General features: G+C 46.3%; 24 protein-coding genes. 16 read left to right on the forward strand and 8 right to left on the reverse strand.

Annotation, left to right across the window (positions count from 1 at the left end; translation table 11 throughout):
• The first annotated feature begins 13 nt into the window (after window positions 1-13).
• The 4 genes from M3661_RS05405 (at window position 14) to M3661_RS05420 (ending at window position 2,628) form a co-directional block, all read left to right on the forward strand.
• A complete protein-coding gene (locus tag M3661_RS05405; RefSeq protein ID WP_083189145.1) occupies window positions 14-526 on the forward strand; it encodes a GNAT family N-acetyltransferase in 513 nt (170 codons plus the stop codon).
• Between the two features lie 94 nt (window positions 527-620).
• Window positions 621-908 (forward strand): hypothetical protein, encoded by a 288-nt coding sequence (locus M3661_RS05410; RefSeq protein WP_065291239.1) that lies wholly within the window; start codon window positions 621-623, stop codon window positions 906-908.
• 96 nt (window positions 909-1,004) lie between these two features.
• A complete protein-coding gene (locus M3661_RS05415) occupies window positions 1,005-1,460 on the forward strand; it encodes a GNAT family N-acetyltransferase (RefSeq protein WP_065291238.1) in 456 nt (151 codons plus the stop codon).
• 73 nt (window positions 1,461-1,533) lie between these two features.
• On the forward strand, window positions 1,534-2,628 hold the full coding sequence (locus M3661_RS05420; RefSeq protein ID WP_251482878.1) for an acyl-CoA dehydrogenase family protein: 1,095 nt from the start codon (window positions 1,534-1,536) through the stop codon (window positions 2,626-2,628).
• 128 nt (window positions 2,629-2,756) lie between these two features.
• Here the strand turns inward: M3661_RS05420 and M3661_RS05425 are convergent, their stop codons facing one another.
• The 5 genes from M3661_RS05425 to M3661_RS05445 all read right to left on the reverse strand — a co-directional run bounded on the left by M3661_RS05425 (window position 2,757) and on the right by M3661_RS05445 (window position 8,448).
• On the reverse strand, window positions 2,757-3,716 hold the full coding sequence (locus M3661_RS05425; RefSeq protein ID WP_251482880.1) for an ABC transporter ATP-binding protein: 960 nt from the start codon (window positions 3,714-3,716) through the stop codon (window positions 2,757-2,759).
• Entirely contained in the window at window positions 3,713-4,705 is a 993-nt protein-coding gene (locus M3661_RS05430; protein WP_065291235.1) for an ABC transporter ATP-binding protein, read from the reverse strand. Before M3661_RS05430 ends, M3661_RS05425 begins: the two co-directional genes overlap by 4 nt.
• A gap of 18 nt (window positions 4,706-4,723) precedes the next feature.
• Window positions 4,724-5,674 carry an ABC transporter permease gene (locus M3661_RS05435; protein WP_065291234.1) on the reverse strand — a complete coding sequence of 317 codons (951 nt, stop codon included), beginning with the start codon at window positions 5,672-5,674 and terminating at the stop codon, window positions 4,724-4,726.
• Entirely contained in the window at window positions 5,671-6,609 is a 939-nt protein-coding gene (locus tag M3661_RS05440; protein WP_065291233.1) for an ABC transporter permease, read from the reverse strand. The genes M3661_RS05435 and M3661_RS05440 overlap by 4 nt, the downstream gene beginning before the upstream one ends.
• Window positions 6,610-6,726: 117 nt before the next feature.
• Window positions 6,727-8,448 (reverse strand): peptide ABC transporter substrate-binding protein, encoded by a 1,722-nt coding sequence (locus M3661_RS05445; protein WP_065291232.1) that lies wholly within the window; start codon window positions 8,446-8,448, stop codon window positions 6,727-6,729.
• Window positions 8,449-8,694: 246 nt separating this feature from the next.
• On the opposite strand from M3661_RS05445, the gene M3661_RS05450 reads away from it, so the two are divergent.
• The 3 genes from M3661_RS05450 (at window position 8,695) to M3661_RS05460 (ending at window position 10,636) form a co-directional block, all read left to right on the forward strand.
• Window positions 8,695-9,171, forward strand: a complete 477-nt coding sequence (locus M3661_RS05450) for an NUDIX domain-containing protein (RefSeq protein WP_065291231.1) — start codon at window positions 8,695-8,697, stop codon at window positions 9,169-9,171.
• A 198-nt stretch (window positions 9,172-9,369) separates the two neighbouring features.
• Window positions 9,370-9,813: a flavodoxin gene (locus M3661_RS05455; RefSeq protein ID WP_065291230.1), complete on the forward strand. Its 444-nt coding sequence runs from the start codon at window positions 9,370-9,372 to the stop codon at window positions 9,811-9,813.
• 244 nt (window positions 9,814-10,057) lie between these two features.
• The gene (locus M3661_RS05460; RefSeq protein WP_251482882.1) at window positions 10,058-10,636 is read left to right on the forward strand and encodes a GNAT family N-acetyltransferase; all 579 of its coding nucleotides are present in this window, start codon (window positions 10,058-10,060) and stop codon (window positions 10,634-10,636) included.
• A 97-nt stretch (window positions 10,637-10,733) separates the two neighbouring features.
• Here M3661_RS05460 and M3661_RS05465 read toward each other — a convergent pair whose 3' ends face one another.
• Window positions 10,734-11,222, reverse strand: a complete 489-nt coding sequence (locus tag M3661_RS05465; RefSeq protein ID WP_251482884.1) for a copper amine oxidase N-terminal domain-containing protein — start codon at window positions 11,220-11,222, stop codon at window positions 10,734-10,736.
• A 168-nt stretch (window positions 11,223-11,390) separates the two neighbouring features.
• On the opposite strand from M3661_RS05465, the gene M3661_RS05470 reads away from it, so the two are divergent.
• The 3 genes from M3661_RS05470 to M3661_RS05480 all read left to right on the forward strand — a co-directional run bounded on the left by M3661_RS05470 (window position 11,391) and on the right by M3661_RS05480 (window position 15,458).
• A complete protein-coding gene (locus M3661_RS05470; protein WP_251482885.1) occupies window positions 11,391-12,182 on the forward strand; it encodes a lipid II flippase Amj family protein in 792 nt (263 codons plus the stop codon).
• Between the two features lie 307 nt (window positions 12,183-12,489).
• Window positions 12,490-14,148, forward strand: a complete 1,659-nt coding sequence (locus M3661_RS05475) for a hydroxysqualene dehydroxylase (protein ID WP_251482887.1) — start codon at window positions 12,490-12,492, stop codon at window positions 14,146-14,148.
• 47 nt (window positions 14,149-14,195) lie between these two features.
• The gene (locus M3661_RS05480; RefSeq protein WP_251482889.1) at window positions 14,196-15,458 is read left to right on the forward strand and encodes a sensor histidine kinase; all 1,263 of its coding nucleotides are present in this window, start codon (window positions 14,196-14,198) and stop codon (window positions 15,456-15,458) included.
• A gap of 129 nt (window positions 15,459-15,587) precedes the next feature.
• Here M3661_RS05480 and M3661_RS05485 read toward each other — a convergent pair whose 3' ends face one another.
• Window positions 15,588-17,780: a HelD family protein gene (locus M3661_RS05485; protein WP_251482891.1), complete on the reverse strand. Its 2,193-nt coding sequence runs from the start codon at window positions 17,778-17,780 to the stop codon at window positions 15,588-15,590.
• A 346-nt stretch (window positions 17,781-18,126) separates the two neighbouring features.
• Between M3661_RS05485 and M3661_RS05490 the strand changes: the two genes are divergently transcribed.
• The 5 genes from M3661_RS05490 to M3661_RS05510 all read left to right on the forward strand — a co-directional run bounded on the left by M3661_RS05490 (window position 18,127) and on the right by M3661_RS05510 (window position 24,123).
• A complete protein-coding gene (locus M3661_RS05490; RefSeq protein ID WP_021253091.1) occupies window positions 18,127-18,426 on the forward strand; it encodes a hypothetical protein in 300 nt (99 codons plus the stop codon).
• 218 nt (window positions 18,427-18,644) lie between these two features.
• Window positions 18,645-19,409, forward strand: a complete 765-nt coding sequence (locus M3661_RS05495; protein WP_044355020.1) for an ABC transporter ATP-binding protein — start codon at window positions 18,645-18,647, stop codon at window positions 19,407-19,409.
• Window positions 19,384-21,291: an FtsX-like permease family protein gene (locus M3661_RS05500; RefSeq protein WP_251482893.1), complete on the forward strand. Its 1,908-nt coding sequence runs from the start codon at window positions 19,384-19,386 to the stop codon at window positions 21,289-21,291. Before M3661_RS05495 ends, M3661_RS05500 begins: the two co-directional genes overlap by 26 nt.
• A 185-nt stretch (window positions 21,292-21,476) precedes the next feature.
• Window positions 21,477-22,241, forward strand: coding sequence for an ABC transporter ATP-binding protein (locus M3661_RS05505; protein ID WP_251482894.1), 765 nt, complete (start codon window positions 21,477-21,479; stop codon window positions 22,239-22,241).
• Entirely contained in the window at window positions 22,216-24,123 is a 1,908-nt protein-coding gene (locus tag M3661_RS05510) for an ABC transporter permease (RefSeq protein ID WP_251482896.1), read from the forward strand. The genes M3661_RS05505 and M3661_RS05510 overlap by 26 nt, the downstream gene beginning before the upstream one ends.
• 68 nt (window positions 24,124-24,191) lie before the next feature.
• Here M3661_RS05510 and M3661_RS05515 read toward each other — a convergent pair whose 3' ends face one another.
• Window positions 24,192-24,713, reverse strand: a complete 522-nt coding sequence (locus tag M3661_RS05515; protein ID WP_251482897.1) for an HPP family protein — start codon at window positions 24,711-24,713, stop codon at window positions 24,192-24,194.
• A 284-nt stretch (window positions 24,714-24,997) separates the two neighbouring features.
• Here M3661_RS05515 and M3661_RS05520 point away from each other — a divergent pair, with 284 nt between their 5' ends.
• Window positions 24,998-25,900: a LysR family transcriptional regulator gene (locus M3661_RS05520; RefSeq protein ID WP_072727853.1), complete on the forward strand. Its 903-nt coding sequence runs from the start codon at window positions 24,998-25,000 to the stop codon at window positions 25,898-25,900.
• The last annotated feature ends 20 nt before the right edge of the window (window positions 25,901-25,920 follow it).

The raw sequence follows: 25,920 nt of genomic DNA on the forward strand, positions 1-25,920 counted from the left end.
AGGAGGGAGTCAATTGCAAATTCGAAAAGCGATGGCTGGCGATGCGCCTGGTATTGCACGTGTTCATGTTGACAGCTGGCGCACTACCTATCAAGGGATTGTATCAGATACTTATTTGTCAGGCTTATCTGTACAAGCTAGACAAAATATGTGGGAACATGCAATAGGACATTTGACAGCTGACAAGTGTATATATGTCGCAGTACAGGATACTGAGGAAATCGCTGGTTTTGCGATGGGTGGCCCAAGCCGGAGCGAACAATTTCCGGATCGAGCAGAATTATATGCACTCTACTTGCTGTCGACCGTTCAAGGACAAGGGCTCGGTAGCAAGCTGGTTTCACACGTGATGGAGCATTCGAAGTCGTTCGGACATACGAATATGTTGGTGTGGGTTTTGAAAGGGAATCGTGCTCTTCAATTTTATCGTCGTACCGGTGCAATAATCGTCGGCGAGAAGGAAATTGAGATTGGTGGAGAACCGCATACGGAAATCGCTATGGAATGGAGACAACTGTCGTTATAACAGGCAGATATCCGACTACTCCGTTGTGAACAATCGCTCACCACACACGGGAAGCGGGACAGATTCTACATTATACATAAGTAGGTGATTTGCAATGGCTTCAACGATACATTATCAATTGAAGAAGTTGGAAGGTTCCACGGCATTATACGCTTACGCTACGGAGACAGGCGAGGAGAAAGGATTGTTCGAAGTCGACTTTGTGGAGTATGAACGGATGTGTGAGGAAGGGCAAGTACCTTCGATTGAGGATACGGTTTATTTAATACGCAAGAGTGAGCATGACTCTAACTTTTATGGGGGAATACGTGTGTTTTTCCACCTGTACAAGCATTATTTACAGCATGGTGCATATGCCCAGGAATATGGTCAGATGGCGTAAGTTGCATGCTCATGAATCCACACACAAACTCTGTCCTTCACTTGATTCAACCATGCAGGTGAGAAGTGAGAGACAGCTTAGAGGAGGACAATTGTCTTGGAAGCACTCATTATTCCTACGGAAACTCGTAACATCCCACTAGATTTGCTGCTGCTTGCTGATCCGGAAGAAGCTGCCGTGAATCAATACTTGCATCGCAGTATCGGTTATACATTGAATGTGAATGGAGAGACGATTGGAGCTGTACTTCTGCTTCCGACGCGCCCGCACACCCTTGAGCTTGTGAATGTGGCGGTTGCAGAAGAGTGGCAGGGCAAGGGCTATGGAAAGCAGCTTGTACAGCATGCCATTCAGTGCGCTCGAGAGCTTGGTTATCAAGTGCTGGAGGTAGGTACTGGGAACTCCAGTCTGTCACAGCTCGGCTTATATCAGAAATGCGGCTTCCGTATTTGCGGAATCGATACCGATTTCTTCGTCATTCACTATGATGAACCGATCGAAGAGAATGGAATTCCTTGCGTAGATATGATTCGTCTCCGCCTTATCTTGTAAACGTGTACTATAATGGATAAATAGATAGATTTGCATTTATCCATACGTTGATAAGAGTGGGAGCGTGTTACCGATGAATCATTTTACCGATGAAGAAATTCGCATCATTCGAGATCAGGCCTTGACCATTGAACAAGAGGGGAAGCTTCCCCAGCAGCTGCTGCAATGGATTTATGAGCGGGGATTGTTCAAGCTGTTCGTACCAGCTGAATTACAGGGGAATATGACAGAACTTCCCGAAGCGTTGAAATGGTTCGAGCATACGTCCTGGATTAATGGCAGCTTCGGCTGGCTCGTAACGATTGGCTCTGGAGGCGGCTTCTTTGCACCATTTATGACGCCAGAAGTGGCGAAGGATGCTTATACGAGGAAGGATGCGGTTGTAGCAGGATCGGGGCATCCAAGCGGCACGGCTGTGAAGGTTGAGGGCGGATACCGGGTGAATGGGCGCTGGAAGTTCTGCAGCGGCTCCACATATGCGACTGTGTTCACCGCCAATTGTGTGGTTCAAAAGCATGCCGAATCGGATACTGGAGTGGAATCTGCAGCGGAGCCGGTCATTCGTTCATTCGTATTCTGGCCGGATGAAGTCGAGATCGTGAAGGATTGGAACGCATTTGGCCTGAAGGCTACAGAAAGTCATTCCATTGTCGTACATGATGTATTTGTACCTGATGAACGAACCTTTAGCATTATGGAGCCAAATGGTCTTTACGATAACCCGATATACAGATATCCGTTCCTGCCTTTTGCAGAAGCCTCATTCGCTGCTGTAAGCATAGGGCTGGCAATGCACTTCCTGGAAGAGGCACGAAATATTGCGGAGCGGAATCGCACTGTATGGCAGAATGCTTCGGTGAACCGTTATGATTCTATATCGAATAAAATCATCATTCAGAACGAATTGCTGACGGAAGCGGTAAGTGCGTTCTATCAGGCTATCGAGAAATCGTGGAACGAGCATACACAGGGCACGGTACTCACGGACACGGATGTACAGGAAGTATCACTTCGGTGTAAGGAAGCTGGACAAGCAGCCTTATCATCGGCCAATGCGCTATTCCCGTACTTGGGCATCCATGCAGTTATGGAGGATGCGCCAATCAATCAAATATATCGGGACTTGCAGACTGTGTGTCATCACTCATTGTTAGTGAAGTTTGATTAAGTAAGAGGCATACGTCACTTCCAAGATAGATTGGAAACGACATGAAAAAGGCAGAGTAGAGATAGGAGGAACGTCTCCTGATTCTCTTCTCTGCCTTTATTGCTTGGTCTGAAATAATTGGATACATCCTAAACGAGATGGCAGGCTACATAATGACCAGGCTTGGCTTCACGGAATTCCGGTACAGCAGCCGCACACTGCTCAGTTGCCGCGGGGCATCTCGTACGGAAATGACAACCGCTCGGTGGATTGATTGGACTTGGGAGTTCACCGCTTAACACAATTCGCTCCTTCTGCGCCTCGATATCTGGATCGGGAACAGGAATGGCGGACATGAGCGCTTGCGTATAAGGATGAAGCGGCTCATTGTAGAGCGTCTCACTATCAGTCAGTTCAACCATTTTGCCCAAGTACATAACGGCCACGCGATCGCTAATATGCTTGACCATGGACAAATCATGGGCGATGAACAAATAGGTGAGTCCAAGCCGAGCCTGCAGATCCTTTAGCAAGTTAACGACTTGTGCTTGGATGGACACATCAAGTGCGGAGATCGGCTCGTCACAAATAATGAGCTTTGGATCTACGGCAAGCGCGCGAGCGATGCCGATACGCTGTCGTTGGCCGCCTGAGAATTCATGCGGATAGCGAGTAGCGTGATCTGGATTCAAGCCAACAAGATCAAGGAGATCTTCGATCTGTTTCTTCTTTTCTGCGCGGCTCGCAGCTAGCTTGTGAATGTCGATAGCTTCTCCAATAATATCAGAGATGGTGAGCCGCGGATTAAGCGAAGCGTACGGATCTTGGAAGATCATCTGCATTTCTCGGCGCACCGCTGCCATCTGCTTGCGCTTCAGGCTGTAAATATTCGTTCCATTGTAGATTGTCTTACCGCCTGTCGGCTCGTAAAGGCGCAGGACAGTTCGTCCTACAGTGGACTTCCCGCAGCCGGATTCACCAACCATACCGAGGGTCTCACCCTTATGGATGGTGAAGCTGACATCGTTAACCGCTTTTAATATATTGCCGCGGCCTAGATTGAAATACTTCTTCAATCCCTGTACTTCAAGCAATGCCTCTCTGCTCATCGAGCCACCTCCTGCGCCAGCGGATGGAGAAGCCAGCATTTCGCTTGATGCGAATCGCCTACCTTCGTTACTTCCGGATCGTAGGACATGCAGACTTCCATCGCTTCATTGCAGCGAGCGCAGAACCCGCACCCTGCTGGCGGCTTAATCAGATCTGGCGGTGTGCCGTAAATCGGAATAAGCGGCTCCTCCTTCTTCTGATCCAGACGAGGCAAGGAACGGAGCAAGCCCTTCGTATAAGGATGCTGTGGATTTTTGAATATATCCCATTTCGTTCCGGTCTCAACGATTTTACCAGCATACATAACAATGACTCGGTCGCATAGATCAGCGACAATTCCGAGATCATGTGTAATTAATATAATGGATGTGCCCATCTCCTGCTGCAGCTGTTTCATAACGCGCAAGATTTGAGCTTGTATAGTTACGTCAAGCGCTGTAGTCGGTTCATCTGCGATTAGCAGGGATGGTTTGCAGGCAAGTGCGATGGCAATCATCGCGCGCTGGCGCATTCCTCCCGAGAATTCATGCGGGTATTGCTGGAAGCGAGAAGCTGGATTCGGAATGCCAACCATAGACAGCATCTCGATAGCCCGTGCCTTCGCCTGTGAAGCGGTCATTTGTTGATGCTTCATTAATACTTCAGTAATCTGTCGACCTATCGTCATCGTCGGATTTAATGAAGTCATGGGATCTTGGAAGATCATGCCGATGTCCTTGCCGCGAATCGATTGCATGTCACGTTCTTTCAGCTTCAGAAGATCATTTCCCTTGAAGCGTATCTCGCCTTGCTTCACCTTGCTAGGTGGGCTTGGCAGCAGCCGCAATATCGATTGCGCCGTAACACTCTTGCCACAGCCGGACTCGCCTACGATCGCCACGGCCTCGCCTTGATTCACATGAAAATTGATACCGCGTACTGCCTTCACCTCGCCGCCACGGACGTGGAAAGAGACGTGAAGGTCGTTGATTTCCAATAAAGGCTTCATATTCGTCATCCTCCTCGTCTACTTTTTCATCTTCGGATCGAGTGCATCACGCAGTCCATCGCCAAACATGTTGAATGCAAGCATCGTCAAGCTGATAAAGAATGCAGGGAATGCGATACGCCATGGATAGACGGTCATCGCCTTCAATGCATCGCTAATCATCGTTCCCCAAGAGGCAGCTGGGGATTGTACACCAAGCCCGAGGAAGCTAAGAACCGCTTCGCCGAAGATCGATACAGGAATTGCTAAGGTTAGCGTAACGATAATCGGGCCGAGTGAATTTGGAATCAGATGCCGGAACAAGATCCGTGCTCCCGATGCGCCGAGAGAACGGGAGGCAAGGACGAACTCCTGATTTTTGAGCTGCATCATTTGCCCGCGCACAATCCAGGCCATATTTATCCAGCCAGTGAAGCACAGCGCCAATATAATAACGCCAAGACTTGGTTCTAGTACTACTACCAGTAGAATGGCTACAAGAAGGTCAGGAAGTGTGAATATAATTTCAGATGCCTTGTTCATGATTTCATCGAGTTTGCCTCCCACATACCCCATTATGCCACCATATATGACGCCGACAATCAAGTTAATGAGGGCTGCGGAGAAGCCGACGATAAGTGAAATACGAGCGCCCATCCAAGTACGGGCGAACATGTCGCGGCCGAGATCGTCCGTGCCGAACCAATGCTCTGAGGAAGGTGGCAAATTCGTCTTGTCCAAATAATTGGTTTCGTAGTCATAAGAAGTTAACATTGGTCCGATGATGGCCATAATAATGAGCAGAACAAGAATAACGAGGCCTGTCATTGCTGCCCAATTACTGCGCAATCGAAGCCACGAATCGCGCCAAGCGGATATACTCTCGCGTTCGATCGCCTCCGCCGCATGTTCGTCGATGTTCGCTTTTTTGAATTGCTCGGGCTTGATAGGGGGCTGCTGCAATGGATTCTGTTTGTTGTAGGTAATCATGCCGCTTTCTCCTTTCCTTTGGCAAGCTTAATGCGAGGATCGATAACACCATAAGCCAAGTCAGTAAGGAAGCGAGCCACCATCAATATAACGCCATAGAACATAGTGATCCCCATGATGAGAGAATAGTCGCGGTTCGTAATACTCATTACGAATATTTTACCAAGACCACCGATTCCGAAAATATGCTCCACAATGAATGAACCGGTAACAATACCTGCAGTAAGTGGGCCAAGATACGTAACAACAGGCAAGATTCCGTTGCGTAAAATATGTCTGCGCACAATGACACCGGCAGACAGACCTTTGGACTTGGCTGTCTTAATATAATCAGAATGCAGAACCTCCAGCATACTGGAGCGAGTTAATCTGGCGATGAAAGCAATCGGTAGAGCTGATAGCGCAATGGTGGGCATGACATAGGTGAGGGGGCCAGCTAGTCCAAAGACGGGCAGCAGCTTCAGTTTTACCCCAAGCACGTATTGCATAAATGAGGCAAGAACAAAGCTGGGGACAGATACGCCAACGACAGCGAGTACCATGGAGGACGTATCAATCAGCTTGCGATGCCGCATTGCTGCAGCAATCCCGAGTCCTATCCCGATCGTGACGGCTACAATTAAGGCACAGATACCGAGCTTAAGTGAGTAGGGGAAGGATTCGCGGATGGCCTGAACGACTTCACGATCCTGCATTTTCATGGAAATACCAAGATTACCTTGAACGAGCTTGTTCAAATAAACGACATACTGTTCATATAATGGCTTGTCGAGTCCATATTGCTCCATGAGCCTTGCACGTATTTCTGGAGGAACGGCTTTCTCTGACAGAAATGGGTCGCCTGGGACAGCCTTCATCAATAGAAAGGTAAGTGTAGCCAGAACCCATAAGGAAATGATGAGATACATTAGCTTGGTAAGGACATAGCGAATCACATTCCACCAGCCTCCTGAAGGATAATTTCAACCTATAATGCTAAAGTCGGGATACATATGAACATTGCCTGCATATGTACCCCGACTATTTACATGCTCAATGTCACGATCGATCGATTAGTGTTCTGCAATATAACCGCGAGTGAAGTTTATTTGTCCTTGGTAGTCGATAAATACATTTTTGACGTACGGCTTCTGTAAATGAACATTTGTATGATAGAAAATCGGTATGATCGCCATATCGTCTGCAATCAGCTTCTTCTCAGCTTGCTTAATCAAGTCCATACGTGCATTTGGATCCACAGAAATCTTCGCATCTTTCACCAGTTTATCGAATTCAGGATTGTTGTACCCAATATCATTATTGCCGCTGCCAGTCGTATAGAGATCGATGAATGACATTGGATCATTATAGTCTGTCGTCCAGCCGGCGCGAGCGACTTGATAGTTCAATGCCGTCCGGTTCTTTAGGAAGACACCCCACTCCTGATTTTCAACCTTTACTTTCAGTCCAAGCGTATTTTTCCACATATTCGCGACGGCTTGAGCAACTTTCTTATGCATTTCATTGGTATTGTGAGTGAGTGTAAATTCAGGCATTTCTGACAATCCGGATTCCTTCAAGCCTTTTTCGAGAAGAGCCTTTGCTTCAGCAGCATCTTCCTTGAAATAGGCGCTGTCATCAGATTCATTGCGATACTCATCATTTATCCCTGCGATACCTTTCGCAACAATACCAAATGCAGGTGTTTGACCACCAAGCGTGACTTTCTCAACAATTTGCTTACGATCAATAGCCATTGCCAGTGCCTTGCGAATATTGACATTGTCGAATGGCTTCTGCTTATTGTTGAACAGGTAGTAATACGAGGAAGCAATACCTTTGATTTGAAGCTCATCTGGCTTCGACTCCTTCAGCATCGCAATTTGGTCGACCGGAATTTCACCAGTCGGCTGACCTGCGAATTCAAGTGCTCCTGTTTCATACATGCTGACTTCGGTACCAGGATCCTCGACAATTGTAATTTGTACTTTCGTAAATTTGATTTCATCTTTTGCATAGTAGTGTTCGTTTGGAATCAGTTCAAGTGAGTTTTGATGCTTCCAGTCTGACATTTTGAATGGGCCGTTCGATATGATAGTACTTGCCTCAGAAGCCCATTTCGAATCGCGGGCATCCGTGTGTACAGGGAAGTAGGATTGGAAGGAGAGTAAGCTTAAGAAGTAAGCAGTTGGTGTCGTAAGTTCGACTTCCAACGTGTAATCGTCAGTGGCTTTTACTGCTACGGAATTTGGATCCGTGGATTTCTTCGTGTTGTAATCTTCTGCACCTTTAATGTAGTACAGCTGATAGGCATATGGTGGAGCTGGCAACATCTTAGGATCGAGAACACGTTTCCAAGCGTTCTCGTAATCTTTTGCTTTTACAGGATCGCCGTTCGACCATTTGGCATCTTTGCGGAGATGGAAGACATACTTCGTCTTCGTAGCATCTTCTTCCCAGCTCTCTGCGGTACCTGGAATAACTTTGCCGTGCTCATCCAATCGTGTGAGCCCTTCAAAGATATGGCTCAATACTTGGAAGGAAGTCGTATCCTGAGATGTACCAGGATCAAGGGAAGGAGGATCACTCTTCATGTTGAAGCGGAAGGTCTGATCTGAGGCGAGTGCCACGTCCTTGTTCTCTTCTTTTTTCTCACCTGTCCCGCTGTCGCCAGGTTTCTGAGTCTCGCTCGGCTTGGACTCAGGGGCAGGCGTGCTGCTGCTTCCGCAAGCGCTTACAAACGCACTTATTGCCAGTAAAAGCGTCAACATAAGCATCATGGATCTACGTTTCATACGTGTACAGTTCCCCTCTCAATGGAATAATCGTTTACACCATACGCCAACCTTACTAGATGCAGGTCAGAGGAGATAATTGACACCTGGTTTGTACCATATACTACCATAATGTTAGGTGTTCGTCTTTATCTTTTTCGATGATTTTATAAAAAATTTATCAAATTCGTAACGATTACCGCATTGACAGCTTGCTAATTAAGGTACAATTAACTGTTAGAACACTTTTATCAAGGGGGAAGACATATGAAGCCCATACGAAATTCAGCCAAGGCAATCATCATATACGACGGAAAAGTGCTGCTTACGAAAAACAAGGATCAGGAAGGATTCTTCTATCTGTTCCCAGGTGGTGGACAGGAACATGGAGAGCAGTTAAGTGATGCGTTGAAGCGGGAATGTATGGAAGAAATAGGTTGTCATATCCGTGTGCACGACCTCACGTATGTTCGTGAGTACATAGGTAAAAATCATCAATTTGCAGAATGGGATGCCGATGTCCATCAGGTTGAATTTTATTTTGTCGCTGAACTTGATGAGCGTATTCCACCGACAGAGCAAGAGGCTCAGATCTTTGCAGGAACGAATCCTGACGAGTATCAGGTTGGTGTAGAGTGGGTTGCCTTATCAGCGCTTGATCACATTCGAGTTTATCCTGCACAATTGATACCCAAGCTGCAGGGTAGAGGGGAAAAAGACGTCTATATGGGAGACACGAATTAACATATACGCTAACGTTTTAACCTTCGGTATTTAAGAATAGCGTTGAAGGCTAGATCTGGGATGAGGAGCTCGATAGAGCTGCCTTATCCTTTTTTAATTGGCAGAAGATTGCTGCTTGCGCAATGCAACGACTCCAACTATAATGATAATGATTATCAATATCAATTTTTGTACATAAAAAAGTTGGAGGTTATATACATGAGCACATTGTTAATTTATGCGAGTATGACAGGGAATACAGAAGAAATGGCGGAAGCTGTGGCCGAAGGCGTCAAAGGAACTGATGAGGAGCTTACGATGAAGGAAGTCATGGATGCCTATGCATCGGAGATGGCAGAGTACGATGGAATTCTGCTTGGCGCGTACACATGGGGGGATGGTGAACTGCCCGATGAATTCCTTGATTTCTTCGATGAGATGGATGATGTGGATCTGACGGGCAAGAAGGCGGCCGTGTTTGGTTCTTGTGATTCTTCGTACGCACAATATGGTGCCGCAGTGGACATTCTCATTGAGAAGCTGCGTCAGCGCGGCTGCGAGGTTGTGTTGGATGGCTTGAAGGTAGAATTGACGCCTAAGGCTGACGAGAAGGAACTGTGTAGACAATTCGGGAATACTTTCGTTGGCAAGCTTCGTTCATAATCAAGTCTAGTTCTACCTCTGTTATTTCGCAATCATCCAAAGCGATAATTCTAATAACAGCATCTAAAACAGACATCAGCTCGTGCCCTTATTGAAGGTGACGGGCTTTTTGTCTTTGTCACGTTGAAGAGAAAGAGATAGAGATAGAGATAGAAATACGGCATGGTTAGACAATAGCGGGCAGTTATGGCATGATCTTGTGTAGAAGAATAAGGTGAATCCCAGATCCATAAGGAGGGAAATCATGATGCGCAAGACAGAGCTGTTCTTTCCCGTTCCAGTCCTAGAGACAGCCCGTACACGTATGAAGGAAATGAAGCTTCAGGATGCTGAGGATATGTTTGAATATGCTTCTGATGAAGAGATTTCGCGGTTTGCAACATGGCCTGCTCACCAGACGATTGCTGATTCGCAGCGTTTTCTGAACTGGATTATCCAGCGTTATAGTCGCGGAGAGATTGCTCCGTGGGGAATTTACTGCAAGCAGTCGGAGCGGCTTATCGGCACATGCGGCTTTGGGAATTGGAATCAGCAGCATGCACGTGCCGAGATAGGCTATGCGTTGTCCAGATCCTGCTGGGGACATGGCCTCATGACAGAGGTTGTGAACGAGGTGATTCGTTATGGATTTACTTCGATGAAGCTTGTACGGATTGAAGCTAGATGCTATCCAGATAATACTGCCTCGATACGCGTGTTGGTGAAGTGCGGTTTTCAACAGGAGGGAGTGCTTCGTAAGCATATTTTTGCAAAAGGGCGCTACGAGGATGTTCTTTTGTTCTCCATTATTAACGAAGACTTGTTGGATGGGCAGCAAGCATAAAAAAGAGCAGTACAGGTAGGAACAGCCCGTATTGCTCTTTCTAGATTTCAAATCTATCCGCTCTATGGAATTATTGCTGCGTATATCATCCAACCTTCTACCAATTGTTGAGCAGGGTAACGGTTTTCGTTTTGCTATCCCAGTCAAATTGATAAGTAAATACATTCTGCAGAAGACGAAGCGGGATAAAGGTTTTATTGTTAATAATTTGAGGGAATGTCGTGAGCACCGTATCCTTGCCATTCACCTTCATCTTGCCAGTTAGTGAACTCCACGTAATATCTGATTTGTCCCCTTCAATATATACAGTATGGCTGTATGATTCCCATCGTACCTTCAAATTCAAATGCGTGCTTAGATCCTTAATAGGGATATATGTCAGCCCATTCTCGATCAAGGCGTCATGGGATAAGGTATTCCCATCCGTATCTACCACACGTACGACCGGAATCGGAGCCGGTTGCATTTGAACCTTATGCGCGGCACCATCACCAGCATAGGCGAAGCTTGAACCAATCAGTGTTATAAGTAGACAGCCTACTAGAATGGATAGGCTGTATTTCAATGTACGAGTAACATCTCTCATGTAAGCCCGAAACCCCCTTTAACAATAATAACGATGATAGAATGAAAAAGTTGCAACATTTAAAAGTCTTTTTTGATCTGGACAAGTACGGAAACGACGTGAGAAAATAAAAAACATGATTCTAAGCTATAATTGGTATAACAACGATTTCCTGTGGGGGAGTTCACGTTGGATAAAATTATCATCATCTCCTTACTAACTATGCTTATCCATTTATTTGAGACATTGTCCTATGCGGTTCGCTACGCGGGCGTACGTACAGGTAGACTTGCAGTTGCTCTATCATTAACCGGCATAATTGTCCTTGTATCTCGTACTTCGAATTTGCTTCAGGGCCCAATGACAGGGAAAATTATCGATTATGCAAAGCAGCATCCGGAATTTGATTTGGAAGGCCAGTTCCGTATTGTAATCGGCTCATCAACGGTAGGAACGCTGCTGGCAATGCTCTTTTTTCCAACGGCTGTCTTGATTGCAACTAGAGTGATACGTCATATGGAAGTGTCAGGCTCTATACCGAAATTGATTTCATCCGTATCCCTCGATCAGATTCGGCATGTGAAGCATCATCTGCGAACGCCAACATGGAACATGCTCCGCTCGCTGCGGATCATGGGAATTCCGAAGCGCTTGCTGCTATTGAATTGTCTGGTCACCAGCATCTATACGATCGGGGTTCTGGCAGCACTGTACGCATCTGCTTTGAATCCAGAGTATAGTACGGCCGCCTCGCAATCATCTGGACTAATTAACGGACTAGCTACGATCATACTCACGATCTTCGTCGATCCGCAAATGGCAATGCTTACCGATCGCGCAATGGGCGATGCGACAGAATGGAATCGCTTAGGTAAAATATTCGCGCTCTTGATGTTCTCAAGAGTGGTAGGTACGATTATCGCTCAGTTGCTGTTCTATCCAGCTGCTGCATGGATTGCTTGGGTCGTTCAAGTCATCTAGGTGATGAACTCGCGTTCGACAAATTGTCATTACCCATATTTATGAAAAATGAACCGTTCTTCTCCGTGAAACCCAGCGAAATACATGCCTGCTCAATGAATCAAAGGGCAGGTTTTTTGTTGTTGATTTCTTGCAAATAGGTTCCAAATCTATGATGTAAAATGGTAGAAAGGGGCACGTTTCTAACTTACATTCTGTTTTTCTTGTAGATCTGCGTTGAGAGGTGTTGTAATCCGTCGATTTATAGTAATATGAAACTAGTTTATTTTTCCAATGATAATAATGGAATAGGAGTGCTCAATTGTTTATGGTGGGGAAAGATCGCCCAAGTGTGATCGTGTTAGGCGGTGGTATCGCCGGCATGAGTGCAGCGCACGAACTAATGGAGCGTGGATTTCGCGTCTCTGTGTATGAATGGAGAACCATTCCAGGGGGCAAGGCACGAAGTATGCCGGTTCCCAATTCGGGGACGAATGGTCGACCAGATTTGCCAGGAGAACACGGATTCCGGTTCTTCCCAAAATTCTATAAGCACGTTACGGACACCATGAAGCGTATTCCCTATCAGCGTCCGAACAGCACCAAGAGTTCAACCGTATTTGATAATCTAATCGAAGGAACGAACTTGGGACTTGCCTTCTTCAATCGTCCTATGCTTCCTTTTCTTACTGAATTCCCGCAAACGATACGCGGCTGGCGCACACTGCTTAAATCACTATTCGATAATAAACTTGGTTTAAGTGAGAAGGACGTCGACCGTTATGTGAACTGTCTGTGGCAGGTTCTGACTAGCTGTGATGAACGCCGGCTGCTGGATTATCAGCGTGTAGCATGGTGGGATTTTCTACAGGCGGAGAAGCAGTCAGCGGAATTCAGACACATCTTCACTGGCCTAACGCGTATATTGGTCGCAGCACGGGCGAAGGAAGCGAATGCCTGCACAGTAGGCACGGTAGCTGCAACCGTAATGCTGGATATGGTGCTGCCAGGAGGTAGTGCGGATCGCTTGCTGAACGGCCCTACCAATGATGTGTGGATCAATCCTTGGCTGACTTACTTGAGACAGGGGGGAGTCGACTATCGCTTAAGAGCGAAAGTTGAACATATTCATTGCAAGAATGGCCGGATTCAAGGCGTGACCATTCAAGAAGAAGGCCGCTCCCACATTGTAACCGCAGATTACTATATCGCAGCACTGCCCGTTGAGGTGATGGCGGAACTGATTACGGAGGATCTAATCGAGGGTGATCCATTGCTGGGCGGACTGCCCGAGCTAGCGAAGAACGTAGAATGGATGAACGGCGTCCAATTTTATTTGAAAAAAGATGTCCCTATCATCCATGGTCATGTCATCTATATGGACAGCCCTTGGGCATTGACTTCCGTATCCCAAGCTCAGTTCTGGCCGCATTTCAAGATGAGCGATTTCGGCAATGGGGATGTGGCAGGTATCATCTCGATCGATGTATCGGATTGGAAGACGCCTGGTATTGTATTCGGGAAGCCGGCAATGCACTGCACTAGCGAGCAAATTAAGATAGAAGTGTGGGAGCAGCTGAAGCGGAGCTTGAATCAAGGTGAGACCATACTGAACGATGATATGATTGTGCATTGGTATCTCGATGAAGATATTCAATTCCCGAACCCGCATGAAGTGATCAACATGGAGCCGCTGCTCGTGAATCATGTCCACACGTGGAACTTGCGGCCGAATGCATATACAGCAATTCCGAATCTGTTCCTTGCGTCGGATTATGTTCGAACGAATACAGATTTGGCTACGATGGAAGGGGCGAATGAGGCTGCGCGAAGAGCGGTCAATTGCATCATCGAACGATCGTCGATCGATGCCCCACCCTGCAAAATATGGGATATGTATGATTATCCATTGCTATCGGCATGGCGTTCCAATGACCGCTCCCGATTCCATAAAGGGCTTCCATGGAACGGGAAAATCATTGGCTGACTCGAATGCTCAACGTTCAAGGCATTGAATCGATAGGGAAAGGAATAATGATGTTGATCCATTCCATATTAGCGCATGAATTCAAAGGGCTGCTCTATATTATGAGCGCAAGTCTTATGTTTCTCATCATCACGCCGAAATTCATGTTCGCTCATTACCGTCGCAAGCTGTTATTTATCTTTATCTTATTTTTGCTGACTTGTTTTTATATTGGGTATGAAGATATCGATCCATTGCTGTACGGGCTGCACTTAACTCCAGTGTCTCTTGCGCTGGCTGCTCTGTTCGAGGGTTTGCTGCCAGGGATATGTACATGGTTGGCATTCAATCTGTGCACATTACTATACTTGCAGATTTACTCGGTACCGACAATCATTGGTTCCACGATGATGCTCGCAGCTGGACTTATCCTGCACTATAAGCAGGTGCTGCAAAGTACCTATTTGAAGATTTTCCTCATGTCGCTGCTGCTGATTACGGTATATTTAGCTGGCTATCTGTTCTTCTTCGATCAATGGGATCAAGTGCAGGGAGTAGAGGTGGTGATTGCTGTCATTGGAACCTATTTGTCCTCGATGTATGTAAGCTACATCTATCATCATGTCAAAAATCAGGAACGGATGCGGGAAGAGCTTTTTCGTGCTGAGAAATATCAAGTTATCGGTCAGCTAGCCGCTTCCATTTCTCATGAAATTCGTAATCCACTGACAACTGCACAAGGCTTTCTACAGCTTATGAACCGTAAAAACTTGACCCCGGAACAAATTCAGACCTATCGGAATTATGCAGCTTCCGGCATTGAACAGGCGAATTCGATCATTACAGATTATTTGAATTACGCCAAACCAACGGTCGAGGTGGCTCGTCCGCTCTATGTTCAGGAAGAACTAGACACCGTCGTGCCCATGGTATCTCCACTTTGTTTACTGTCGAAGGTGGAGGTAGTTGTCCAGCATCTATCTCAAAAACCGATGTACATTATGGGAGAGTCGAAGAAATTTCAGCAGTCGCTGCTAAACATAATGAAAAATGCAGTTGAGTCCATGCCGGATGGAGGTACGTTGAAGGTTACCACCTGGTCGGATAACGAGGGAGTGCATATTCATATTAAGGATACTGGGGTTGGCATGAGCGATTATCAAATTAAACGAATTGGCATGCCATTCTATACGACGAAGGAGAAGGGAACAGGGCTCGGTCTAATGGTCGTTATTAGTCTGGTGAAATCGATGAACGGCACAATATCGTACTACAGCCGCCCAGACGAGGGTACTACCTGTGTGCTACAGTATAAGCAAGTTCACTTGTAAGGGCTGAATATGGTTTTGCAAGTCCATAGAATGGCGAAACATACAACAAAGGACATTCATCTAGATATTACTGCTGCTAGAGAATGTCCTTTTGTGTGAACAAGTTATTAGGTTCAGTGAACAAATCGGTTAAGACTTCAATTCGACCGTATCTTCGTCATCTGTGCACACGAGCGGCGATAGCTGATTCACAGGTTCGTGAACAATCCACAGCTCGTGCAGCGCACGAGTACAGCCGACATACAACAGCTTCGCATCAAGCAAGCTGCATGGATATCGATGCTCATCGACGTCAAGAACAAGAACCGCATCGAATTCCAAGCCTTTGGACAAGTATACCGGAAGAACGGATATTCCGCCTTCGTATTGCTGCTCGTTGCCATCAATCAGGTGGATGCTGTGCTTCAGTTCTCCTTCGATATTTGCATGGAGTGCTGCGTACAATTCTCTGGCTTCATCCGCTGTTCGAGTCAATAAAGCAATCGTATTATGCCCATTGTCTTGGAAATCAGTGATAATCTGCTTCAGCTGCTCTGCTCTCTCGTTCGCCTTGCTGCTGACAATACGAACCTTCTGACCGCTGCGGAATACCGGAACGGCCAACATGTTTGTTCCTACACCTCGATCTAGGATGACGTTCGCGAACCGGATGATTTCCATCGTCGAACGATAACTGCGTGTTAAGGCGAAGTAATCCGTTGCATCCGCTTCGAACAGTTCTCGCATCTCTGACCAGTCGTGAATACCGGCATACGCATGAATCCCCTGTGAGAGGTCGCCTAAGATGGTGAAGGAGTGGTTTTTGGCAAAGTGGTCGAGTACTGCAATTTGTAAAGGCGAGAAGTCTTGCGCCTCATCGATGACAATATGATCGTATCGGTACTCAGATGAAATCCCGTGCAAACGGGAATGCAAATAGAGCAGTGCTGCCAGATCCTCGTGACGAACCACTTTTTTCTTCAAATACGCTAAGGTTTCTTTGCGCACGGGCTCTGGAATGACGATACTGCTATCGCTATCCGTGTCGCCCTGTTTCTTCGGTTCGAACAGGGAGCGATACATTTCCCATGTATCGAGGACAGGCCATTTCTTCATATAGGCTTTGAGACGCTGCGTTGATAGCTTCTTCTTATCCTTAAGAACTGTCTTGGAGTGTTCTCGCTTCAGTTCCATCTGAATCCAGCGCTGAATGCGGGCCATAACGCGCTCCTTGCGCTTGGCCGGCTCGTAGGAGCGATACTCCTCATGGAACCAGCTGTATATGGTTGCATACGGGAGAACGGTTCCGTCCCAAGGAGAGAAGTCGCCGCTTGGAACCGCGTTCTGCTCGTACTCCTTCATAAGCTGATCCATATAAGACAGCAAGGAGAGGGAGCCTTTGAATCGTCCCGAAACGTGATCGTCAAGAACTGGACGCGAATCCAAGGAACCGTACCATTTCTCGACTTGCTCCATCGGAGATGCGAGTGTTACGGATAGCTGCATATCCATTACCGCCAAAGCCCATTCAGGGAACGTCTGCTGCTGGATGTTGCCGACACCCAGTTCAGGCAAGACATCGGATATATAGTTCAGGAACATGCGGTTGGGCGCAAAAATCATCATCTTCTCGGCACGAATCTGCTCCTGATATTGATAAAGCAAATAAGCAAGGCGGTGCAGAGCAACGGTCGTCTTACCGCTACCAGCGACCCCTTGTATGAACAAGGCAGTGTTCTTCGGAGCGCGAATGATGCGATCCTGCTCCGCTTGAATCGTAGATACGATATCGCGCAGTCGATTGTCCTTGTTCTCTCCTAGCCGGTAGACGAGAAATTCGTCTGTAACATGGCTTTCGCCTTCGGAGCGATTGTAGGTATCGACGACTCTTTGCAATTGTTGTCCGCGTATCGCCAGGTTGCGCTTGAGATGCACGATGCCCTCGATAGGGCCGTCTAATGAATCATAAGATACCGGAGCGGTACCTCCGGAGAAGGAATAAAATAAGCTCGCAATCGGGGCTCTCCAGTCAATCACTAGCGGGTACGCTTCATTCTCGACTTCTGCACTGCGATGAACGCCTCGTTTGCCGACATACAGCTTGAGTGCTTCATCCTTGCCGTTTTCTTCGAAATCGATTCTTCCGAAATAAGGCTCCTTACGGGCTTGAGCCAAGCGTTCTTCCTGCTGCTTGCGGTTGTCCTCTAATACTTGCAGCGTAAAGTCGTGCCCAGTATAAGGGGCTACATTATGAACTTTGTCGTATTGCTGCTCGATGATGTCGAGCGTGTCTTTCAGACGGTGCTGCTCTTCTTGAAAGGCACTTTGAAACGTGTCGCTCACCTTCAGTTACCTCCTAAGAAAGGATTGTGTGATCTCTCCTACTTCTTTGTTGAAACACATCAAAATATGGAAAGAGAAGAACTAATATATCATATTGACCCTGAAAAAGCAATGAAATTTCGATGATACATCGCAGCTATTGCTTGACGAGTAGGCTATGTTCGTCATAATGTACTGCTCCTAGCCATATATAATGAGACAGGAGAGTGCTGCGAAGACGAGCCTACAGCTGAGAACGAAGCGATTATGATGTATGCGCCATTGTTGAGAAATGGTCAAGGGGACATCACTGTTAATGTATCATCTGAACAGTAGCGTATTTCAATATAGGAGGGATGACATTTTAATGAAGCATTCCAAGCGATTTATTCTCTTATGTGTAGTGTTTATCGCCATGACGATTCTGCTGAGCGGCTGTATGCCTGGAGACGGTTCGTACACGGATCAATCACCAGCAGGTTTCTTCTGGGGGATCTGGCATGGCTGGATTGCGCCGATCTCGCTGATTTTTGGGCTTTTCAAGGATGGAATCCGTGTATATGAGATCAATAATACAGGCTGGTGGTATGATCTCGGATTCTATCTTGCGATTGTCGGCGGTTTTGGAGGGTTTGCGTTCAGTCGGAGAAAAGGAGATCATCATTAGTAGACAGTAAGCTAGTTGTCGATGTAACGGTAAAAAGGATTCTTTGCATGTTGTCATGCGAGGATCCTTTTTTATTTTGATAGGAGTAGTAATCTGTCAAAATGGATTACATGACAAAAATGAAAGGAAATTGTAAGGCATAACAATGGTTACATTTCTTCATACCCAGTAAAGTAGGTGGTACAGAACAGGTACGCGAAGGAGTGTAATTAGCATCTATGTTGGAAGTCAGAAATGTATCCAAAATATATGAAGGCAAAGTGTCTTACAAAGCACTTTCCGATTTGAATTTATCGATAGGCAAGGGCGAATTCGTCGGCATCATGGGGCCATCCGGAAGTGGTAAGACGACTTTCTTGAATGTGGTGTCCACGATCGATAAGCCGTCATCAGGAGAAGTATTGATTGGCGGCAGCAATGCACACGCTCTTAGTAAGCGTAAACTAGCCTTGTTCCGTCGCAGAGAGCTTGGCTTTGTGTTTCAGGATTTCAATTTGCTGCAGACTTTGACCGTGAAGGAAAATATTATTTTCCCATTGACGCTGGAGAATGTCAGCATTAAGGAACAGGAACAGCGTGTAAAAGTGATTGCGGACAAGCTTGGAATCGGACATATTCTGGACAAGCGCACCTATGAAATTTCGGGTGGTCAATGTCAACGTACTGCGATTGCGCGGGCAATCATCCATCAGCCGAAGCTGCTGCTTGCGGATGAGCCGACTGGTAATCTGGATTCCAAGTCAGCCAAGGACGTGCTTGAAATGATGGAGAAGATCAACAAGGAAGACGGCACCACGACGATGATGGTTACCCATGATGCATTTGCTGCAAGTTACTGTGACCGCGTCATCTTCATCAAGGACGGTTCGCTGTACCAAGAGCTGCACAAGCATGATGAACGGCAAGTATTCTTCCAAGAAATTATGAATGTCTTGTCAGCATTGGGGGGAGCGGAAGATGAACTTTCGTCAGTTCGCGTTTAAGAATGTATTTCGGAACAAGCGATTGTATGCCGGGTATTTCATAAGCTGCGCCTTCTCCGTAATGATTTTCTTTGTCTATTCGATGCTGGCTTTTCACCCAGAATTGAACATGGCTGGCAGCGGCAAGTACGGCAAGGGTGCACAGGCGGGGATGGAGGTAGCTCAGTACATTATTTATGTGTTCTCCTTCTTCTTCATCCTGTATTCCATGAGCGTCTTCTTGAAGACACGGAAGAAAGAATTCGGTGTGTGTATTATGCAAGGGATGTCTGACATGCAGTTGAAGCGCCTTGTATTTGTAGAAAATATCATTATCGGATTTGCTTCAACGGTTGCAGGGATAGTGACCGGATTAGTATTGTCAAAGGGAATGCTCATGCTAGGCTCATCCTTGTTGTATTTGGATGACCCATTGTCATTCTATTTCCCAACGACAGCGTTGTGGTTCACGTTCGCAGCCTTCATGGCACTGTTTATTGCGATTTCATTATTTACGGCTACCATATTACGTACAAGTTCCTTGATCGACCTGCTAAAAGCTTCAACGAAACCGAAGCCAGAGCCTAAGGCTAATGCGGTGCTCGCGATATTTGCAGCACTGTGCATCTTAGGCGGCTACGGAACTGCGTTCGTAGTCCGCGGGGAACAGGTCCTATTCGCCATGCTGCCTGTAGTCGTTCTTGTCTCGGTAGGCACTTATTTCTTATTCACACAGCTAAGCGTGTTCATTATTAATAGGCTGAAAAAGAAGCAGAAGCTGTACCGCAGAAACACAAATATGCTGACCTTGTCAGACTTGGCCTATCGGATGAAGGACAATGCACGGATGTTCTTCCTCGTCGCCATTATTTCTACTGTAGCTTTTACGGCTATTGGTACACTCGTTGGCTTCAAGGCAATGCTGACAAATAGTGTGGCAGATTTGATGCCGCCTATGTCGTATGAATCGAATACAATGAACAATAAGCAAGAGCAGAAACATGTAGATTTGATTGAGTCAGCACTCAAGAAAGAAAACATCAAGTATGATGCCTACATCATTCATAGCAAAACAGCAGAAATCAAAGATGGATCGATTATGAAGGTGATGGGGGTATCGGAATACAATTCATTCGCCAAAGAGCGCATTCAGCTCCGTCAGGGTGAAGGATTCGTACTGGAAACGATAAGCAATGATTTTGGCAATAGGAGCACAGCTTCGAATTGGTCAAAGGGGCAGTCCTTGACATTGAAGAAGACAGGTAAGCTGAAGCTTGTTGACACACTTGAGATGACCGACGATGTGAGACAATATGTATCGAGCGGCGAAGTACTGGTAATGTCAGATGAGGACTTTAAGGCAATCCCGCTTACGAAGTTCGACGAGACAAATTATATCTTCAACATGGACAACTGGCAGGCGACAAAGACATTGTCAGCAGATCTGGAAAAGCAGTTCCAAAAAGAAAAGCAGCAAGACTATCGCTTCCAATCCAGAGCGACATCGATGTCAGAACTCAATCAAGGAATGGGACAAATCTTGCTGACGGGCTTATTTGTCGGAGTCGTATTCTTCGTATCAGCAGGCAGCTTCCTGTACTTCCGCCTGTTCTCAGATTTGGATAATGATATTGTCCAGTATCGGGCAATTTCGAAGCTGGGGTTGACAGAAGGGGAACTATCCAAGGTTGTTACGACGCAAATCGGACTTCTGTTCTTTGTTCCGATCATTGTAGCAATCGTTCATGGAGCGGTTGCACTGAATACGTTGCAGAATTTGTTCCCGAACGTATCGATTTTGAAAGAAATCATACTCGTATTAGGCACGTTCTTCATCATTCAGGTCGTGTACTTCTTGCTCATTCGTGCGAACTATGTAAGAAAGCTGAAAAAAGTATTGTAATAACACAGTTATATCCTTATCAGAGAGTAAGCCGTATCGTGGCTTGCTCTCTTTCTATTTGAATTGCAGCTGAGGAATGAACGTGACAATTTTGAAAGGAAAATGTAAGCAATAACAATGGTTGTATTTGCTAATCGGGAGTAAAGTGAAGGTACCGAAAACAACAAGGAGCGTGTAATTCTACTATGCTAGAGGTTAAAAATGTATCCAAAGTATACGAGGGTAAAGTCTCTTATCAAGCATTATCGAATTTAAACCTAACCATTGGCGAAGGTGAGTTCGTTGGGATTATGGGGCCGTCCGGAAGCGGGAAAACGACATTTTTAAACGTGGTATCGACAATCGACAAGCCCACATCAGGAGAAGTATTGATTGGTGGGAGCAATGCGCACGCCTTAAATAAACGCAAGTTGGCACTGTTCCGCCGCCGTCAGCTTGGCTTCGTGTTTCAGGATTTCAACCTGCTGCAAACCTTGACGGTGAAGGAAAACATCGTATTTCCATTAACACTGGAAAATGTGAGCATTAAGGAGCAGGAGCAGCGTGTGCAAACGATAGCGGAGAAACTGGGCATCAAGCAAATTTTGGACAAGCGCACGTACGAAATCTCTGGGGGACAATGCCAGCGGACTGCGATTGCGCGTGCTATGATCCATAATCCGAAGCTGCTTCTAGCGGATGAACCGACGGGGAATCTGGATTCGAAGTCAGCCAAGGATGTTCTCGAAATGATGCAGAAAATCAATAAGGAAGACGGCACGACGATGATGATGGTTACTCACGACGCATTTGCTGCCAGTTACTGTGATCGCGTCATCTTCATCAAGGACGGCTCGCTGTACCGAGAGCTGCATAAGCATGATCAACGACAAGTGTTCTTCCAAGAAATTATGAATGTGTTGTCGGCAATAGGAGGCGCGGAAGATGAACTTTCGTCAGTTCGCGTTTAAAAACGTTATTCGCAACGCGCGGCTGTATGCCGGTTATTTTATAAGCAGTGCTTTCTCCGTTATGATCTTTTTCGTATATTCGATGCTGGCGTTCCATCCAGAATTGAATTTGGCGGAGAGTGGGGGATTCGGAAAAGGCGCACAAACAGGGATGCAGGTTGCCCAGTATATCATTTACGTCTTTACGTTTTTCTTCATCCTCTATTCGATGAGCGTATTCTTGAAGACGCGAAAGAAAGAATTCGGTGTCTGCATCATGCTGGGGATGTCCAATATGCAGCTGAAGCGTCTCGTATTTTTAGAAAATACGATCATTGGATTTGCTTCGACTGTGGCTGGTATAGCAGCAGGACTGATTTTTTCCAAAGGGATGCTTATGCTCGGTTCGTCCATGTTGTATTTGGAGCATTCGTTATCGTTCTACTTCCCAACAAAGGCGCTTTGGTTTACATTTGTGGCCTTTATGCTGTTGTTCCTAGTAATCTCGTTCTTTACGGCGACGATCTTGCGAACAAGCTCACTTATTGATCTATTGAAAGCCTCGACGAAGCCAAAACCCGAGCCGAAGGCGTCGGTATGGCTGGCTATTCTGGCTGCTATACTGCTGCTAATCGGTTATGCGATAGCTTTTATCGTACGCGGAACCCTTGTTATGTTTGCACTGCTGCCTGTCGTCATTCTTGTGTCGATCGGTACATACTTCTTATTCACACAGCTAAGTGTGTATATCATTCATAAATTGAAGAAGAACAAGAAGTTGTATCGCCGGAATACAAACATGTTGACACTGTCCGATTTGGCATATCGGATGAAGGATAATGCACGCATGTTTTTCCTTGTCGCGATTATTTCAACCGTTGCGTTTACAGCCATCGGCACGCTTGTTGGGTTCAAAGCGATGCTGACTGAGGGCGTTGCAGGATCGATGCCGCCGATGTCTTATGATTCCTATGCCGACAATAAACAGGAGCAAAAACATCTTGCATACATTGAGACAGAGTTGAAGGAAGAAAACGTTAACTATGACAGCTTCGTTATTCATAATAAAGATGCGGAGCTTAAGGATAAATACTCATTCAATGCAATTTCCGTAACGGATTATAACCTGATCTCGGAGGATAAGATCCGTGTAGATGCAGGAAGTGCGGTATTGATGCAATTCAAGATGGATGACTTCGGATATAACAGAGGGAAGAAGGACTGGTCGAAGGGGCAGACTTTGACTCTGAGCAGTGGAAGCAAGCTTCAATTGACAGATGTACCGGACATGAGCAAAGATGTCCGCCAATACATCACTGGAAATCATGTGCTTGTGATGTCGGATTCAGATTTCAACGCACTTCCAAAGTCGAAAACCGATATGGATATGCATGTATTTGCGATGGATGACTGGCAGGGAACGAAGGCAGTAGCGGAGAAGCTGAATACACAGTTGAATGCTGATAGTACCAATCCCCACTATCGTTTTCAGGCGCGAGCGCTTGCGATGCAGGAAGCGAATCAGGGTATGGGCCAAATTCTGCTGACGGGTTTGTTCGTAGGAATTGTTTTCTTCGTGGCAGCAGGCAGCTTCCTTTATTTCCGACTATTCTCGGATTTGGATTCCGACATCGTGCAGTATCGAGCTATCTCCAAGCTGGGTCTGACTGAAGGGGAACTGTCAAAGGTTGTATCCACTCAAATCGGACTGCTGTTCTTTGTACCGATTGTCGTAGCTATCATTCATGGTGCCGTTGCATTGAACACACTGCAAAATTTGTTCTCGCAAATCTCTATTTTAAAAGAAATCATTCTAGTATTAGGTACATTCTTCGTTATTCAGGTTGTCTATTTCTTATTCATTCGAGCAAATTATGTGAAAAAACTGAAGAAGGTACTGTAATCAAGCAGTCCAAAAAAGATAGGAGCAGGTCGCCGTTGCGATCTGCTCCTTATTATTTATTTGCAACATTATGAGGTGAACCAATGCTTAGGATATTGATTTCCCTGTGTGCGATGATATGTCCACGCCGCCAGTACTAAGACAACGGCTCCTAACCCGACCGGAAACAACAGGTAAGTCCAAGGGGCGCCTGTCATCATAATAAGCAGTGGATCGGCGCCCGCAGGTGGATGAATGGTTCTGGTCCATTGCATGAAGGCGATGGACAGACCGACGGCTAGCGCGAGGCTCCAGACATGCACGCCAACACATGAGCTAATGGTCAGCCCGACCAGTGAACTGATGAGATGGCCCCCTATTACATTGCGCGGCTGTGCCAATGGACTGTCTGGCAGCGCAAACAAAATAACACATGACGCTCCAAAAGGAGCCATCAAAAAAGGGGACGACAACCAGCCTTCAAGGAGTGCTAGTACCAGGATAGCAAGTCCCCCTCCTGTACCTGCGAGTAGTGATGTTTTTACATATTGAAGTGATGGACGTTTTCGGCCAATTTTAAGCATTTTCTGTGTTACGTTAGAATTGTTCATCCTATAGTTTCCTTTCTAAGTAATGAGTTCGTGTCTCGGATTGATTGATTGCACCGGTGCTTGAAATATATTGTATAATGTGATTTGGTATTTGTAATACGAATAATTATGATATCTCACATTTCATTTTCCGATATCAAATTCTTATCGATGTGAGATGTATTGTTCTCGTTACGGTATGAGGGATGTATTATGTGGTATCGATTACGGGATGAGAGAAGTATCATTTACGCTTAGATAAGTGCATGAATTGTATGAAGCTGTTTCATGAAGGGGGAAGAGGGATGTTTGAGCTATTAGATGGGAAGCAAGTCGAAACCGTACGGGTGGTCGCCCACACGAAGAGCATTAGCCGTGCGGCCGAGCAATTAGGATACGTACAATCAACAATTACCTCACATGTAAAGATGGTGGAGAAGACGGTTGGACAAACATTGTTCCATCGCTTGCCGCGTGGTGTAGAACTGACCGAGGCCGGGGCTATCTTCCTGCGTTATAGTGAGAAATGGAGTCTGCTGGGCAGAGAGCTGACCCAAGAGCTTCCGGCGGGCCAATCGATAGAGGGAACAGTCACATTAAGTGTGTTGGAATCCTTTTGCACGACGCGAATGACGGACTTGTTAACAGCAATTTTCCTTAAGTATCCGCGAATCAAGCTTCACCTGCTTCCGGGATTTATGGAGGATACATGCCAGCGAATTCTTCAAGGGGAATGCGAGCTTGGAATTGTGGCCGGTCGGCCGCAAATGGGCGGTGTTGACTTCCTGCCGCTTGTTAATGTACGGATGGTGTGGGTCGTTCCTATGTCGATGCAGCTCCGCTGGGAAGAGGAAGGCTGGGAAGCACTGGATGATGTTCGAGTCATTGGATTTGGCTCGCAATGCGTCTATCAAGCAGTAGCATCTCAACTTCTCCAAGAGAGCGGGATCAAGCCTAGTCAATATAGTACCTTTCATAGCTTAGAGATGATGAAGCAGACAATCAAGGTGGGAATGGGCATGGCGTTATTGCCTTATCGAACGGTAAAGGAGGAGATCGAGCAGGAAGCGCTTGGCTATCTTCCGCTACAAGTACCAACTCTAATCCATGGGCTTGTATGGAAGCAGGGGGATGAATTATCCCCCGCGGCAATTACGATACGCGATATTTTGGTAGAAAAGTTCAAGAACGAGCAGGAAGCGGATTGATGAGGTCTCCAATTAGGGAG

Source organism: Paenibacillus sp. MER 180 (assembly GCF_023713665.1).
GTDB classification, from domain to species: domain Bacteria; phylum Bacillota; class Bacilli; order Paenibacillales; family Paenibacillaceae; genus Paenibacillus_B; species Paenibacillus_B suaedae.

Coding starts and splice junctions, on each gene's coding strand:
- M3661_RS05460 (WP_251482882.1), top strand. CDS start 10,058: ATGATGCGCAAGACAGAGCTGTTCTTTCCCGTTCCAGTCCTAGAGACA.
- M3661_RS05480 (WP_251482889.1), top strand. CDS start 14,196: ATGATGTTGATCCATTCCATATTAGCGCATGAATTCAAAGGGCTGCTC.
- M3661_RS05475 (WP_251482887.1), top strand. CDS start 12,490: ATGGTGGGGAAAGATCGCCCAAGTGTGATCGTGTTAGGCGGTGGTATC.
- M3661_RS05410 (WP_065291239.1), top strand. CDS start 621: ATGGCTTCAACGATACATTATCAATTGAAGAAGTTGGAAGGTTCCACG.
- M3661_RS05510 (WP_251482896.1), top strand. CDS start 22,216: ATGAACTTTCGTCAGTTCGCGTTTAAAAACGTTATTCGCAACGCGCGG.
- M3661_RS05455 (WP_065291230.1), top strand. CDS start 9,370: ATGAGCACATTGTTAATTTATGCGAGTATGACAGGGAATACAGAAGAA.
- M3661_RS05520 (WP_072727853.1), top strand. CDS start 24,998: ATGTTTGAGCTATTAGATGGGAAGCAAGTCGAAACCGTACGGGTGGTC.
- M3661_RS05490 (WP_021253091.1), top strand. CDS start 18,127: ATGAAGCATTCCAAGCGATTTATTCTCTTATGTGTAGTGTTTATCGCC.
- M3661_RS05435 (WP_065291234.1), bottom strand. CDS start 5,674: ATGATTACCTACAACAAACAGAATCCATTGCAGCAGCCCCCTATCAAG.
- M3661_RS05430 (WP_065291235.1), bottom strand. CDS start 4,705: ATGAAGCCTTTATTGGAAATCAACGACCTTCACGTCTCTTTCCACGTC.
- M3661_RS05465 (WP_251482884.1), bottom strand. CDS start 11,222: ATGAGAGATGTTACTCGTACATTGAAATACAGCCTATCCATTCTAGTA.
- M3661_RS05445 (WP_065291232.1), bottom strand. CDS start 8,448: ATGAAACGTAGATCCATGATGCTTATGTTGACGCTTTTACTGGCAATA.
- M3661_RS05500 (WP_251482893.1), top strand. CDS start 19,384: ATGAACTTTCGTCAGTTCGCGTTTAAGAATGTATTTCGGAACAAGCGA.
- M3661_RS05505 (WP_251482894.1), top strand. CDS start 21,477: ATGCTAGAGGTTAAAAATGTATCCAAAGTATACGAGGGTAAAGTCTCT.
- M3661_RS05420 (WP_251482878.1), top strand. CDS start 1,534: ATGAATCATTTTACCGATGAAGAAATTCGCATCATTCGAGATCAGGCC.
- M3661_RS05450 (WP_065291231.1), top strand. CDS start 8,695: ATGAAGCCCATACGAAATTCAGCCAAGGCAATCATCATATACGACGGA.
- M3661_RS05425 (WP_251482880.1), bottom strand. CDS start 3,716: ATGAGCAGAGAGGCATTGCTTGAAGTACAGGGATTGAAGAAGTATTTC.
- M3661_RS05495 (WP_044355020.1), top strand. CDS start 18,645: ATGTTGGAAGTCAGAAATGTATCCAAAATATATGAAGGCAAAGTGTCT.
- M3661_RS05515 (WP_251482897.1), bottom strand. CDS start 24,713: ATGAACAATTCTAACGTAACACAGAAAATGCTTAAAATTGGCCGAAAA.